Genomic DNA, 12,688 nt, shown 5'->3' with positions numbered 1-12,688 from the left:
CCGTTCTTATCGACCGCACCAGAGCCGGCCGCACGGGCTGAGATCTCGCGTGTCGTGATCGTCGTGTTGTTCGTCGTGATCGTCATCGTCGTTGTGATCGTCACCGTCTCAAGATTTTTCGTCCGACCCGTTCGTCCAGAGCGGGTAGATCGACTTGTCGTCACCGCGGAAGCCGGTGTCGACCTCCGTGCCCGAGGGCAGCTGCCAGCGGATGACCAGCACCCCGTCCTTGGACATGACCTTGCCCGCCAGACCGCGTTCGGTGCGGATCGCGCGGATCGAGTCCTGCGGGATCCAGATCGGGGACGCACCGTCGCGTTCGAGCAGGGCACCGGATCGGTATCGGGTCAGTTCCGCGTTGGCGCGGTGGCCGAGATCGCCGACCGCGATGCGGTCCTGCCAGCTCGGCGCGAGCGTGCTGCCGACGTACAGACCGGTGGTCGGTTCGACGAGCCGCTCCCCCAGCTCGGCCGGCACGGTCGGCAGTTCGCCGACCGCGTCCTGCTGACGTCGGGCACGTGCCTTCCAGCCCTTCCACATCAGCAGCACGAGCACGACCCAGAGCGCGAGGAAACCGACGGTGATGAAGAAGCGATCCATGTCGGTTCCTACCTTTCGGTCGAGCGCGGGAACACCGCACCGTCGCGAGCGGTGATCCGCCCGCGCAACACGGTGGTGGTGACCCGGCCCGGCAGGGTCATGTCCTCGTAGGGCGTGTTGTGGGAGATGCTCGCGAGGTCGGGGCCGTGCACCGTCCACTCGGTATCCGGGTCGACGAGCACGATGTTCGCGGGTTCGCCCACCTCGAGGGGCCGGCCCTGATCGTCGAGGCCCACGATCTCCGCGGGACGCTCGCTCATGACCTTCGCGACGCCGCGCCAGTCCAGCAGGCCCGGCCGGACCATCGTCTCGATCACGACGGACAACGCCGTCTCGAGCCCGAGCATTCCCGGACGCGCCTGCGAGAACTCGCAGCACTTGTCCTGTTCGGCGTGCGGGGCGTGGTCGGTGGCCACACAGTCGATGGTCCCGTCCGCGAGGCCGCGGCGCAGCGCTTCGACGTCGGATCGCTCGCGCAGCGGCGGATTGACCCGGTTGATGCCGTCGTAGCTCTCGAGACGCGAGTCGTCGAGGAGCAGGTGGTGCGGCGTGACCTCGGCGCTGATCGAGATGCCCTGCGAGCGTGCCCACCGGACGAGTTCGACGGTGCCGGCCGTGGACGCGTGGCAGATGTGCACGCGGGCTCCGGCGTCGCGGGCGAGCAGCGCGTCGCGGGCGACGATGGACTCCTCGGCGGCGCGGGGCCAGCCGGTGAGGCCGAGACGCGCCGCGGTCGGTCCCTCGTGCGCGACGGCACCGACGGTCAGCCGCGGTTCCTCGGCGTGCTGGGCGATGAGCACACCGAGCGAGGCGGAGTACTCGAGCGCGCGACGCATGAGCAGCGGGTCGTAGACGCACTTGCCGTCGTCGGAGAACATCCGCACGCCCCCGACGCCGGCGGCCATCGTGCCCATCTCGGCGAGCTGCTTGCCCTCGAGTCCGACGGTGACGGCACCCACGGGGTGGACGTCGACGAGCCCGACCTCGCGGCCGCGGCGCCACACGTGGTCGGTGACGACCACCGAGTCGGCGACCGGATCGGTGTTGGCCATCGCGAACACCGCGGTGTACCCGCCGCGCGCCGCGGCAGCCGAGCCCGAATCGACGGTCTCGGTGTCCTCGCGGCCCGGTTCACGCAGGTGCGTGTGCAGGTCCACGAAGCCCGGGAGCACGATCTGCCCGGTGCCGTCGACGATCTCCGCGTCGGCGTCGGCCTCGAGGTCGGTGCCGATCGCGAGGATCTGCTCGTCGCCGAGCAGCACGTCGACCGGGTCGCCCTCGCCGTAGAGGCGGACGTTGCGGATGAGCACCTGCGGCGTCACCTGTGTCACTCCTGTTCCTGTGTCTCCCGGGTGGGAAGTGTGGGTCACGACAGGTTCCCTTCCGTGCCCACGAGCAGGCGGAAGAGCACCGCCATCCGCACGTGGACACCGTTGCTCACCTGCTGCAGCACAGCGCTCTGCGGGGCGTCGGCGACGGGGAAGCCGATCTCCATGCCGCGGAGCATCGGGCCGGGATGCAGGATCACGGCGTGCTCCGGCAGCAACGCCGCGCGCTTGGCGTTGAGCCCGTATCGGATCGAGTACTCGCGGGCGGACGGGAAGAACCCGCCGTTCATGCGCTCGGCCTGCACGCGCAGCATCATGACCGCGTCGAGGGTGGGCAGTTCGGCTTCGAGCGAATCGGCGACCGTCACCGGCCAGGTCTCCACACCCACCGGCAGCAGGGTGCGAGGAGCGACGAGCACGACCTCGGCGCCGAGCATGCTCAGCAGCAGCGCGTTCGACCGGGCAACGCGGCTGTGCAGCACGTCGCCGACGATGCCGATCCGGCGCCCTTCGATGGAGCCGAGACGCTGACGCAGGGTGAGCGCGTCGAGCAAGGCCTGGGTGGGATGTTCGTGGGTGCCGTCGCCGGCGTTGACCACGGCCGGTCCGGAGCCGGATTCGTTGGTCCACTGCGCGATCCGGTGTGCGGCACCGGAGGCGGAGTGACGGACCACCAGCGCGTCGGCGCCGGCGGCGTGCAGCGTCAGGGCGGTGTCGCGCAGCGATTCGCCCTTCTTCACCGACGAGCTGGACGCCGAGACGTTGATGACGTCGGCGCTCATCCACTTGCCGGCGACCTCGAAGGACACGCGGGTGCGGGTGGAGTTCTCGTAGAAGACGGTCATGATGGTGCGGCCGCGCAGCGTGGGGAGTTTGCGCACCTCACGCCCGAGCAGTGCCTGCTCGAACCGCTCGGCCTCGTCGAGAAGCCCCGTCGCGGAGTCCTTCGTCAGATCCGCGATGGTGAGCAGGTGTTTCACTGGGACTTGCCTCCGGAGATCTCGACGGCGTCGCGCCCGTCGTGTTCGGTCAGCAGTACGCGGACGTCCTCGCTGCGCGCGGTGGGCACGTTCTTGCCGACATAGTCGGCGCGCAGCGGCAGTTCGCGGTGGCCGCGGTCGACGAGGACCGCGAGTTGCACCGCGCGGGGTCGGCCGAGATCGCGCAGGGCGTCGAGCGCGGCGCGGACGGAGCGTCCCGAGAACAGGACGTCGTCGACGAGGACGACGAGGGTGTTGTCGACGCCGCCCTCGGGCACCGAGGTGCGCTCCAGCGGGCGGTGCGGCTTCGTGCGGAGGTCGTCGCGGTAGAGCGTGATGTCGAGCGAGCCGACCGGGACACGGACGCCGGCGAATTCCTCGATGCGGTCGGCGAGGCGCTGGGCGAGGGTGATCCCGCGGGTGGGGATGCCCAGGAGCACGACACGCGGTGCGTCCTCGGGGGTGTCGAGCGCGGTCTTCTCGATGATCTGGTGCGCGATGCGCGAGATCGTCCGGTGGACGTCGGCAGCGGAGAGCAGCTCACGCGCCGGCACGCCGGTACCGGAAGACGTAGTGGGGGTAGAAGCTGTGGACCCGTCCTCGGACACGGCCATGCAGCGACCTCCTTCTCCGCCTCACTGGACGGATCGTTAAAGGATGCCTGACAGTTGTCGAGCCTATCAGCGTCGACGTCCGCCCCGGCACGGATGACGGGTGAAGCGCAACACAGACCCCGGATGCGTGGACGGGCCCGGCGGGAAGACTCCCACCGGGCCCGCTCACGGTGCCTCGTGTCGTCGCTCACCCGAAGAGGGTGACGAATTCAGGACTCGTCCGAGCCCTGATCCTGCGACTCCTGCGCCGGCCGGACGAGGGTGGCAGCGGCAGCTGCACGCACCTGGTCGGCGACGGCGACGATCTGACCGAGCACCCCGTTGACGAAGGCCGGGGAATCGTCGGTGGACAGCTGCTTCGCCAGCTCGACCGCCTCGTCGACGGCCACCACGGGCGGCACGTCGGTCGCATGGAAGAGCTCCCACACCGCGATGCGCAGGATCGCGCGGTCGACGGCGGGAAGACGGTCCAACGTCCATTCGTGCAGGTGATCGGCGATCACCCGATCGGTCTCGTCGAGATTGTCGGCGACACCGCGGATGATGGTCTGCGCGTATGCCGGCACCGGCGCGACCTGGTCGTCGTCGATCGCGAGTTCGACGCGATCGGCGGCGAGGTCGACGGGATGCACGTCGCGGGCCTCCGCCTCGAAGAGCAGATCCACGGCCCGCTTGCGGGCCTTGTGGCGGGCCCCGAGCTTCTTCTGGTTACCGGACACTCAGGAATTCACTCGCCCGAGGTAGCTGCCGTCGCGGGAATCGACCTTGAGCTTGTCGCCGGTGTTGATGAACAGCGGGACCTGGATCTCGGCACCGGTCTCGAGGGTCGCAGGCTTGGTGCCACCGGTGGAGCGGTCGCCCTGCAGGCCCGGATCGGTGTGCTGGACGACGAGCTCGACCGTGACCGGGAGCTCGACGAACAGCGGAACGTCCTCGTGCGTCGCGACCTGCACGGGCATGTTCTCGAGGAGGAAGTTGGCGCTGTCGCCGAGCAGCTCGGGCGAGATGGTGATCTGGTCGTAGGTCTCGCCGTCCATGAAGACGTAGTCGGTGCCGTCGTTGTAGAGGTAGGTCATGTCGCGGCGATCGACGGTGGCGGTCTCGACCTTGACACCGGCATTCCAGGTCTTGTCGACGGTCTTGCCCGACGTCACATTCTTGAGCTTCGTGCGCACGAAGGCGGGGCCCTTGCCCGGCTTGACGTGCTGGAACTCGATGATCTGCCAGAGCTGTCCGTCGATTTTCAGAACGAGGCCGTTCTTGAAGTCACTGGTATCAGCCACTTGGTTCGTGTCTCCTAGGGTCGAGGAACCGCCCTCAAACGACGGTCAATGTCTTGTCGGTGAGCGTGAGCAACTCCGGAGTATGCTCCCGCACCACGAGCGTGTCTTCGATCCGCACGCCTCCGCGCCCCGAGAAGTACACACCCGGCTCGACGGTCACCGCCGCACCGGCGACAAGTGTACCGGTCGCCGCCGCGCCGATTCCGGGTGCTTCGTGGATCTCGAGCCCGACTCCGTGACCGAGCCCGTGCAGGAACAGGTCGGCGTAGCCCGCCTCGGCGATCACGGTGCGCGCCGCGGCGTCCACCGCGGCGCAGTCGACACCGGGGGCGAGCGCCTCGCGTCCGGCCTGCTGAGCGCGCAGGACCAGCTCGTACAGATCACGCTGCCAGTCCGCGACCCGGCCCAGCACGTAGGTGCGCGTCATGTCGGAGTGGTAGCCGCCGATCTGCGCCCCGAAGTCGAGTTTCACGAAGTCGCCCTCCGCCAGGACCGCGCCGGTCGGGCGATGGTGCGGGATCGCCGAATTGGCGCCCGCGGCGACGATCGTCTCGAAGGAGATGCCGTCGGCGCCGTGCTCGAACATGCGCCATTCGAGGTCGCGGGCGACCTCCTTCTCGGTTCGTCCCGGACGCAGGCCGCCCGCCGCGATGAGGTCCGCCAGTGCGCGATCGGCCGCACCGCACGCGTCGCGCAACAGACCGATCTCGTGTTCGTCCTTCACGGCCCGCAGCTGCTCGACGAGTCCGGGAGCGGGAACGAAGCGGACGGACACGCCGAGATCGTCCCACCGCGATCGTTCGTCGACCGTGACGACGTGGCTCTCGAATCCCCAACGCGCAGAACCGGTTCCGAACTCGGCGACGAGGTGCGCGGCCGACGACCGGGCGATCACGGCCCGCAGATCGGGGACCTGCTCCCCCACCTGCGTGACATAGCGGCCGTCGGTGCAGATGACGGTGCGCGTCTCGTTCTCGTCGTCCTCGGTCGAGACGATCAGCGCCGCGTTGGATCCCGTGAAGCCCGTGAGATAGCGGATACCGGTCAGATCGGTCACCAGCAGCGCATCGAGTTCGCGTTCGGCGAGCAGCGCACGCAGCGCTCGACGGCGGGAGGCGTGGTCGGCAGACATATCGCTCAACCTACCGCGATCACGGCTGTGGGACGGGACACACTGTCGGCTTCGCCACCCGTTACGCTGAGGTACATGAAACCCTGGTTGCTCCGCGGACTCGGGCTCGCCCTGGTCCACGTGGTCGTGCGCGTCCTGCTCGGTGCCGCTCTCATCCAGTGGCCGTTGCAGGGATCGGTACTGCGCTGGCTGGGCTTCGCCGTGGTGGTCGTCGCAGCGTTCGTCTGGGCCGGCCTCGACGGCATCCGCGACCACCGCGCCCATCCCGAACCCGACGAGGGCGACGACCTCACGATGCGCTGGCTCGCCGCCGGTGCGGTCACCGGACTCGTCGGCGGGGTCCTCACCTGGCTCGTCGACACCGTCACCCCGATCCCGGTGGGCGTGACCTCCCTGTTCTTCGAGATCACCTCCGGTGCCGCGTTCACCGTGCTCCTGGTGTTCCTGCCGGCGATGGCCGCGGTGACGCTGGGCCGGTTCTTCGCGCGCCGGAACGAGCGCAAGGCCGCCCGCGACGACGACTGGTCCGTCCACCACGAGCACCACGCGCCCGCAGGGGTCGCAGCGACCGCGTCCGCGGGTTCGGCGCCCGCGAACTCCGCACAGCAGGCCGATCCCGCCTGGCGCAGCGACGACTCGCCCACCGAGGTGTTCCCGAGGATCGATCCGAAGCAGTGACACCGCAACACTGAGACCGCAACACTGCTGAGCGTCCGCCCCGCATGCCGGGGGCGGGCGCTCAGTTTTCGGCGCGGTGACGGTCGGTACACGTAACCGACCTCGAGGAGCTGGCCATGACCGACACCACCGAGACGCTCGACCTGACTCCCGCGACCCGCCGCATGGAGCGCATCCTGGCAGGGATCGACGACGCCCACTTGGCGGGGCCCACACCGTGCTCCGAAATCTCCGTCGGTGCGCTCGTCGACCACGTGCTGGGCCTGTCGCTCGCCTTCACCGCCGCCGCGCGCAAGGACATCGGCCCGTACACCGACACTCCCCCGGAGCTCACGAGCGAACTGCCGCCGGACTGGCGGCGTCTCGTTCCCGATCGGCTCGGCGAACTTCGCGGAGCGTGGAGCGATCCCGCGGCCTGGGAGGGCATGACGCGTGCGGGCGGCCTCGACCTGCCCGCGCCGGTCGCCGGACTCGTCACGCTCGACGAACTCGTCGTCCACGGCTGGGACCTCGCCGTCGCCACGGGACAGCAGTACTCCTGCGAGCCCGACGAGATCGCCGCGTGTACCGCCTTCGCGGAGAGCATCACCGACGAGGAACGCGTCGCCGACGGGGGTGGCCTGTTCGGTCCGGCCGTCCGGGTGGGCGAGGACGCTCCGCCGCTGGAACGCCTGATCGGACTCACCGGGCGCGACCCGTCGTGGAGACCGCCCGCGTCGAACCGGACGGCCTGACTACGCGGAGGTCAGAGCAGGACGGTTCCCGCGTCGGCCTTGCCCTGGCGCGCGACCTCGGAGTAGGCCGCCGCGAGCAGGGTCGGGTCAGGCCCTTCGAGCCTGCCGGGCTTCGCGAGCCCGTCGAGGACGACGAACCGGAGCATGCCGGCACGGTTCTTCTTGTCGGTCTGCATGCCCTTGAGCAGATCGCCGAAGGCGTCGGGCTCGTAGGTGGTCGGCAGGCCGACGGATTCGAGGATCGCGCGGTGCCGGTCGGCGGTGGCGTCGTCGAGACGCCCGGCGAGCCGGCCCAACTCGGCGGCGAAGACCAGGCCCACCGACACGGCGGCGCCGTGACGCCAGCGGTACCGCTCGCGACGCTCGATGGCGTGGCCGAGCGTGTGACCGTAGTTGAGGATCTCGCGCAGGCTCGACTCCTTGAGGTCGGCCGCGACCACCTTCGCCTTGACCTCCACCGAGCGCCGGATGAGCTCGGGCAGCACCGTCCCGGCGGGATCGAGCGCGGCCTCGGGGTTCTCCTCGATCAGGTCGAGGATCACCGGATCGGCGATGAAGCCGGTCTTGATCACCTCGGCGAGGCCGGCCACGATCTCGTTGCGCGGCACCGTCTCGAGGGTCGCGAGGTCGACGAAGACCGCCGACGGCTCGTGGAACGACCCGACGAGGTTCTTGCCCGCCTCGGTGTTGATGCCGGTCTTGCCGCCCACGGCGGCGTCGACCATCGCCAGCAGCGTGGTGGGGATGTGGTAGACCCGCACACCACGCATCCACGTCGCGGCCACGAAGCCCGCGAGATCGGTGGCGGCACCGCCGCCGAGGCTGATGACGGCGTCCGAGCGGGTCAGGCCGATGCGGCCGAGCACCTCCCAGCAGAATCCGGCGACGGCGAGCTCCTTACCGTCCTCGGCGTCGGGGATCTCGATGCGGTGGGCGTCGATGCCGGTCTCGGCGAGAGCCTCCCGCACGGCCTCGGCCGTCGCGGTGAGCGTCGGCTGGTGGAAGATCGCGACGGTCCGCGTGCCGGACAGTTCTTCGACGACGTCGCCGAGCAGTCCCCGGCCGATGATCACCGGATAGGGCTGGGCGGTCTCGACGTCGATGCGTACCGGTTCGGTCACGGTGTGGGGCTCCGATCCTCGCTGATGGTCTGGCTGGTGGCGGCGTCCGCCGCTTCGAGTTTGGCGAGCACCTGCTGGACGACCCGCCCGGGGCTCCGGCCGTCGGTGCGCACCCGGATGGTCGCCGCCTGCCGGTACAGCGGGCGGCGGCGACGCATGAGGTCGCGGTACTTCTGGGCCGGATCACCGCCGGCCAGCAACGGCCTGGTTCCGGCGGCGCCGACCGCGCCGGTGCGACGCAGTCCTTCCGCCACGCTGATCTCGAGATAGACGACGGTGTGGCCGGCCAGTCGCGCGCGGGTGCGCTCCGAGAGGATCGCTCCCCCGCCCAGCGACACCACTCCGTCGTGGGTGTCGAGGGCCCGCGCGACGACCTCCTCCTCGATCTCCCGGAAGGCCGGTTCGCCGTCCTGGGAGAAGATCTCGGGGATGGTCCGGCCGGTCACACGCTCGATCTCGGCGTCGGTGTCGAGCAACAGCAGTTCGAGTGCGTTCGCGACCCGACGTCCGATCGTCGACTTGCCCGCTCCCGGCGGGCCGATGAGTACCAGGCGAGGCGACATGAGATCACCGCGGCGGCCGCGCCGCGATGCCCTTCAGGTAGTGGTCGATGTTGCTCACGGTCTCGGCGAGCGAGTCGCCGCCGAACTTCTCGAGGGCGGCCTGCGCGACGACGAGGGCGACCATCGCCTCGGCGACGACACCCGCTGCGGGCACCGCGCACACGTCGGAGCGCTGGTGGATCGCGACGGCCTCGTCGCCGGTGGTCATGTCGACCGTCGACAGCGCACGCGGGACGGTCGAGATCGGCTTCATCGCCGCCCGCACGCGCAGGGCCTCACCGTTGGTCATGCCGCCTTCGATGCCGCCGGCACGGTTGCTCGAACGGAGCACACCGTCGGGGCCGGGCTTCATCTCGTCGTGGGCGGCGCTGCCGCGTCGGCGCGCGGTCTCGAAGCCGTCGCCGACCTCGACACCCTTGATGGCCTGGATTCCCATGAGGGCCGCGGCCAGTCGCGCATCGAGGCGATCGGCACCGCTGACGAACGAACCGAGGCCCACGGGCAGACCGTGCACCACGACCTCGACGATCCCGCCGAGGGTGTCACCGTCGCGCTTCGCGGCCTCGATCTCGGCGATCATGGATTCCTCGGCGGCCTTGTCGTAGGCGCGCACGGGGCTCGCGTCGATCGCGGCGAGATCGTCGGCACCGGGTTCGGGGCCGACATAGGGATCGGATGCGCCGATGGAGATGACGTGCGAGACGACCTCGGCGCCGAACGCCTGGCGCAGGAAGTTCCGGGCGACGGTGCCGGCCGCCACGCGTGCTGCGGTCTCCCGGGCGCTGGCACGCTCGAGGACGGGACGCGCGTCGTCGAAGCCGTACTTGAGCATGCCCGCGAAGTCGGCGTGGCCGGGGCGGGGACGGGTCAGCGGCGCGTTGCGCGCCTGGCCTTCGAGCAGTTCGGCATCGACCGGGTCGGCGGCCATGATGGTCTCCCACTTGGGCCACTCGGTGTTGCCGATCTCGATCGCGATCGGGCCGCCCAGGGTGCGTCCGTGCCGGACGCCACCGATCACGGTGACCTTGTCGGCCTCGAACTTCATGCGTGCGCCGCGGCCGTAGCCCAGTCGCCGTCGCGCGAGTTGCTCCGAGATGTCGTTCGACGTCACCTCGACTCCGGCGACCATCCCCTCGAGCATCGCGACGAGGGCGGGACCATGGGATTCTCCAGCAGTTATCCAACGCAGCACACGTCCATCCTTCCATGTTCGTCCGCCACCTCGACATGCCGCCCCTGGTCAACCCGTCGAGATCGCCGCCAGTGCCGCGGCGGCGCACATCGACGGTCCGTGCGGAAGCACGCGCGGAGCGGCACGCGCTCCCCCGCGGCCGGCCTCCCGGAGCCGCAGAAACAGGGCCGCACCTGCGGTGAGGACGGATGGGAGCAGTGCACCGAGGAGCACCGCCGAGGGGCCGGCGAGTCCGGTGACGGCCCCGAGACCGAGGGCGAGTTTGACATCACCCGCACCCACCGACCGCGGCACCACGAGGTGGGTGATCAACAACGGTGCCGCGAGCAGAAGTGCACCGGCGAACGCCGCCCGGCCGTGCCCCGTCGCCGCGGCCACGCCGAGGATCGTGCCCGCTCCCCCGAGCGTCAGCACGTTCGGCAGACGCCGCACGAGCAGGTCCACGGCGCTCAGGCACACGCACCACCATCCGAACATCGCTGCTCCGACGACCGCGGCACCTGTGGTGATCGAGACCGCGACGAGTGCGGCTGCCGCGCATGCCGCCTCGCACAGACCCGGCGGTGGCCGACGACCGGCCATTCCTCCCGCCACCACGCGCACGATCGCTCCCACGCCCACACCGAGGACCACCGTCGCGAGCACACCCACCGTTTCCCCTGTCACGACCCGGAGCATCCCCCATCCGCACTCGCCGGCATGGTGTTCGCGCGGTGTCCGGCCCGGCCCTGTGGACAGGCACACCTCCTGTGGACAAAGCCGCACGGTGCGTCGATCGTCCTGCGAGGATTGCCGGAGTCTGTCGGTTCCGGTCGGAAGGTTCTGGTCGAATGGAGATTTCGTCGCTGCTCGAACACGTGGGCACGGCCATCGACGTCGTCGGAGTCGGCGTCATGGTGATCGGCGCGTTGGCGGCGACGTGGATCGCGGCGACCGCCCGGCGGGGCGGGCCGGGTTCGGAGATCTACGAGCCGTACCGGCGCAATCTCGGCCGGTCGATCCTGCTCGGCCTCGAATTCCTGGTCGCCGCCGACATCATCAAGACCGTCGCCGTCACGCCGACCTTCACATCGGTGGGTGTGCTGGCGGTCATCGTGCTCATCCGCACCTTCCTGAGCTGGTCGCTACAGCTGGAGATCGACGGCCGGTGGCCGTGGCAGCGTTCGGTTCCCGAGTCCGAAACGACGACCGGCACGACACCGGTTACCTGAGCGAGCCCCGGAGTTCGTCGCGCCGGCGCAGGAGATGGGCGCGTTCGATCGTGTTCTCCGTGCGCGCGGCGGCGGTGGCGTATGCCTCGCTCGCCTCGGTGATCCGGCCGAGGCGGGCGAGCAGGTCGGCTCGGACGGCGTGGAAGACGTGGTACGGCTCGAGGTCGAGGCGGTCGACGATCCCGAGAGCGACTGCGGGACCCTCCATTTCGGCGAGTGCGACGGCCCGGTGCAACGCGACGACCGGGGTGGGGTCCGCGGCCATCAGCAGGTCGTAGAGCGCGACGACCTGCACCCAATCGGTGTCCTCGAAGGTGGGCGCGTCCGCGTGCACTGCGGCGATCGCGGCCTGGATCTGATAGGGCCCCGGCCTGTTCCAGCGCAGGGTGCGCCGCACGAGCGCATGCCCTTCGTCGATCAGCGCGCGGTCCCACCGCGAGCGGTCCTGGTCTGCGAGCAGGACGAGTTCGCCGCCGGGTCCCGTACGCGCCGGGCGCCGGGATTCACCGAGGAGCATCAGGGCGAGAAGTCCCGTGGTCTCGGGATCGCCGGGAACGAGCCCGGCCAGCACGCGGGCCAGCCGCACCGCCTCGGCACACAGGTCCGTGTCGGCGAGTTCGGGTCCGGTGCTCGCCGTGTGGCCCTCGGTGTACACGAGATAGAGCACGGACCGCACCGCGCCGAGGCGTTCGGGAAACTCGTCCGGAGACGGGATACGGAACGGGATGCGCGCGTCGCGGATCTTCCGCTTGGCGCAGGAGATCCGTTGCCCCATCGTCGCTTCCGGAACGAGGAAGGCCCGGGCGATCTGCGCGGTGGTGAGCCCGCCGAGCAGCCGCAATGTCAACGCGACTCGCGACGCAGGCGCGAGCGCCGGGTGACAACAGGTGAAGATCAGACGGAGGCGATCGTCGGGGATTTCGGGCGAGTCGACCGCCTCGGGGTCGAACGCGACGCCGGATGCCGGGTGGAGCAGGTCCGCCTCGGCGTGCTTGACCGAGCGTGCGGCCTCCCGCCTCGCCCTGTCGATCGCCCGGCGACGGGCAGTGGTGATGATCCACCCGGCCGGGCTCGGCGGGATCCCCTCCCCGGGCCACCGTTCGACGGCGATCGAGAAGGCGTCCTGCACCGCGTCCTCAGCGGCGTCGATGTCACCGAGGACGCGGGTGAGCACGGCGACCGCCCGGCCGTATTCCTCACGGAAGACACGTGCGATGTCGGCGGCGGAGGGCGCGGTCATCGAGGTGTGCAC

The 12,688-nt window shown here is 70.0% G+C and carries 15 protein-coding genes; 3 read left to right on the top strand and 12 right to left on the bottom strand.

What is annotated here, in order from left to right:
• Positions 1–108: 108 nt before the first annotated feature.
• The 7 genes from B9C99_RS15590 to B9C99_RS15560 all read right to left on the bottom strand — a co-directional run bounded on the left by B9C99_RS15590 (position 109) and on the right by B9C99_RS15560 (position 5,937).
• Positions 109–600, bottom strand: a complete 492-nt coding sequence (locus B9C99_RS15590; RefSeq protein WP_033096600.1) for a hypothetical protein — start codon at positions 598–600, stop codon at positions 109–111.
• Between the two features lie 8 nt (positions 601–608).
• The gene (locus tag B9C99_RS15585) at positions 609–1,922 is read right to left on the bottom strand and encodes a dihydroorotase (RefSeq protein WP_006551445.1); all 1,314 of its coding nucleotides are present in this window, start codon (positions 1,920–1,922) and stop codon (positions 609–611) included.
• Positions 1,923–1,966: 44 nt separating this feature from the next.
• Positions 1,967–2,908, bottom strand: coding sequence for an aspartate carbamoyltransferase catalytic subunit (locus tag B9C99_RS15580; RefSeq protein WP_016691672.1), 942 nt, complete (start codon positions 2,906–2,908; stop codon positions 1,967–1,969).
• Positions 2,905–3,522 carry a bifunctional pyr operon transcriptional regulator/uracil phosphoribosyltransferase PyrR gene (gene pyrR / locus B9C99_RS15575; protein WP_024100783.1) on the bottom strand — a complete coding sequence of 206 codons (618 nt, stop codon included), beginning with the start codon at positions 3,520–3,522 and terminating at the stop codon, positions 2,905–2,907. Before pyrR ends, B9C99_RS15580 begins: the two co-directional genes overlap by 4 nt.
• Before the next feature lie 209 nt (positions 3,523–3,731).
• Entirely contained in the window at positions 3,732–4,241 is a 510-nt protein-coding gene (gene nusB / locus B9C99_RS15570; RefSeq protein ID WP_016691671.1) for a transcription antitermination factor NusB, read from the bottom strand.
• On the bottom strand, positions 4,242–4,805 hold the full coding sequence (gene efp / locus B9C99_RS15565) for an elongation factor P (protein ID WP_006551441.1): 564 nt from the start codon (positions 4,803–4,805) through the stop codon (positions 4,242–4,244).
• Between the two features lie 34 nt (positions 4,806–4,839).
• Positions 4,840–5,937 (bottom strand): Xaa-Pro peptidase family protein, encoded by a 1,098-nt coding sequence (locus tag B9C99_RS15560; RefSeq protein WP_088898495.1) that lies wholly within the window; start codon positions 5,935–5,937, stop codon positions 4,840–4,842.
• 75 nt (positions 5,938–6,012) lie between these two features.
• Between B9C99_RS15560 and B9C99_RS15555 the strand changes: the two genes are divergently transcribed.
• Entirely contained in the window at positions 6,013–6,615 is a 603-nt protein-coding gene (locus B9C99_RS15555; protein ID WP_016691669.1) for a B-4DMT family transporter, read from the top strand.
• A gap of 116 nt (positions 6,616–6,731) precedes the next feature.
• Positions 6,732–7,349, top strand: a complete 618-nt coding sequence (locus tag B9C99_RS15550; protein ID WP_016691668.1) for a TIGR03086 family metal-binding protein — start codon at positions 6,732–6,734, stop codon at positions 7,347–7,349.
• An 11-nt stretch (positions 7,350–7,360) separates the two neighbouring features.
• Here B9C99_RS15550 and aroB read toward each other — a convergent pair whose 3' ends face one another.
• The 4 genes from aroB to B9C99_RS15530 are packed head-to-tail and all read right to left on the bottom strand — an operon-like array spanning position 7,361 to position 10,903.
• Positions 7,361–8,470, bottom strand: coding sequence for a 3-dehydroquinate synthase (aroB, locus tag B9C99_RS15545; protein ID WP_088898494.1), 1,110 nt, complete (start codon positions 8,468–8,470; stop codon positions 7,361–7,363).
• Positions 8,467–9,033: a shikimate kinase gene (locus B9C99_RS15540; protein ID WP_088898493.1), complete on the bottom strand. Its 567-nt coding sequence runs from the start codon at positions 9,031–9,033 to the stop codon at positions 8,467–8,469. Before B9C99_RS15540 ends, aroB begins: the two co-directional genes overlap by 4 nt.
• Before the next feature lie 4 nt (positions 9,034–9,037).
• Positions 9,038–10,225, bottom strand: coding sequence for a chorismate synthase (gene aroC, locus B9C99_RS15535; RefSeq protein WP_026061033.1), 1,188 nt, complete (start codon positions 10,223–10,225; stop codon positions 9,038–9,040).
• Between the two features lie 48 nt (positions 10,226–10,273).
• Positions 10,274–10,903: an A24 family peptidase gene (locus tag B9C99_RS15530; RefSeq protein ID WP_088898492.1), complete on the bottom strand. Its 630-nt coding sequence runs from the start codon at positions 10,901–10,903 to the stop codon at positions 10,274–10,276.
• Between the two features lie 152 nt (positions 10,904–11,055).
• Between B9C99_RS15530 and B9C99_RS15525 the strand changes: the two genes are divergently transcribed.
• On the top strand, positions 11,056–11,436 hold the full coding sequence (locus tag B9C99_RS15525; protein ID WP_088898491.1) for a DUF1622 domain-containing protein: 381 nt from the start codon (positions 11,056–11,058) through the stop codon (positions 11,434–11,436).
• Here the strand turns inward: B9C99_RS15525 and B9C99_RS15520 are convergent.
• Positions 11,429–12,676, bottom strand: coding sequence for a DUF6596 domain-containing protein (locus B9C99_RS15520; protein ID WP_088898567.1), 1,248 nt, complete (start codon positions 12,674–12,676; stop codon positions 11,429–11,431). The genes B9C99_RS15525 and B9C99_RS15520 overlap by 8 nt on opposite strands.
• Positions 12,677–12,688 lie beyond the last annotated feature (12 nt).

The organism is Rhodococcus sp. BUPNP1, assembly GCF_002215235.1.
Classification (GTDB): domain Bacteria; phylum Actinomycetota; class Actinomycetes; order Mycobacteriales; family Mycobacteriaceae; genus Rhodococcus.
The sequence above is the reverse complement of the archived record's forward strand: the minus strand, read 5'-3'. Positions and strand labels throughout refer to the sequence as shown.

Coding starts and splice junctions, on each gene's coding strand:
- B9C99_RS15540 (WP_088898493.1), bottom strand. CDS start 9,033: ATGTCGCCTCGCCTGGTACTCATCGGCCCGCCGGGAGCGGGCAAGTCG.
- B9C99_RS15590 (WP_033096600.1), bottom strand. CDS start 600: ATGGATCGCTTCTTCATCACCGTCGGTTTCCTCGCGCTCTGGGTCGTG.
- B9C99_RS15525 (WP_088898491.1), top strand. CDS start 11,056: ATGGAGATTTCGTCGCTGCTCGAACACGTGGGCACGGCCATCGACGTC.
- B9C99_RS15520 (WP_088898567.1), bottom strand. CDS start 12,676: ATGACCGCGCCCTCCGCCGCCGACATCGCACGTGTCTTCCGTGAGGAA.
- B9C99_RS15530 (WP_088898492.1), bottom strand. CDS start 10,903: ATGCTCCGGGTCGTGACAGGGGAAACGGTGGGTGTGCTCGCGACGGTG.
- B9C99_RS15560 (WP_088898495.1), bottom strand. CDS start 5,937: ATGTCTGCCGACCACGCCTCCCGCCGTCGAGCGCTGCGTGCGCTGCTC.
- B9C99_RS15555 (WP_016691669.1), top strand. CDS start 6,013: ATGAAACCCTGGTTGCTCCGCGGACTCGGGCTCGCCCTGGTCCACGTG.
- pyrR (WP_024100783.1), bottom strand. CDS start 3,522: ATGGCCGTGTCCGAGGACGGGTCCACAGCTTCTACCCCCACTACGTCT.
- B9C99_RS15550 (WP_016691668.1), top strand. CDS start 6,732: ATGACCGACACCACCGAGACGCTCGACCTGACTCCCGCGACCCGCCGC.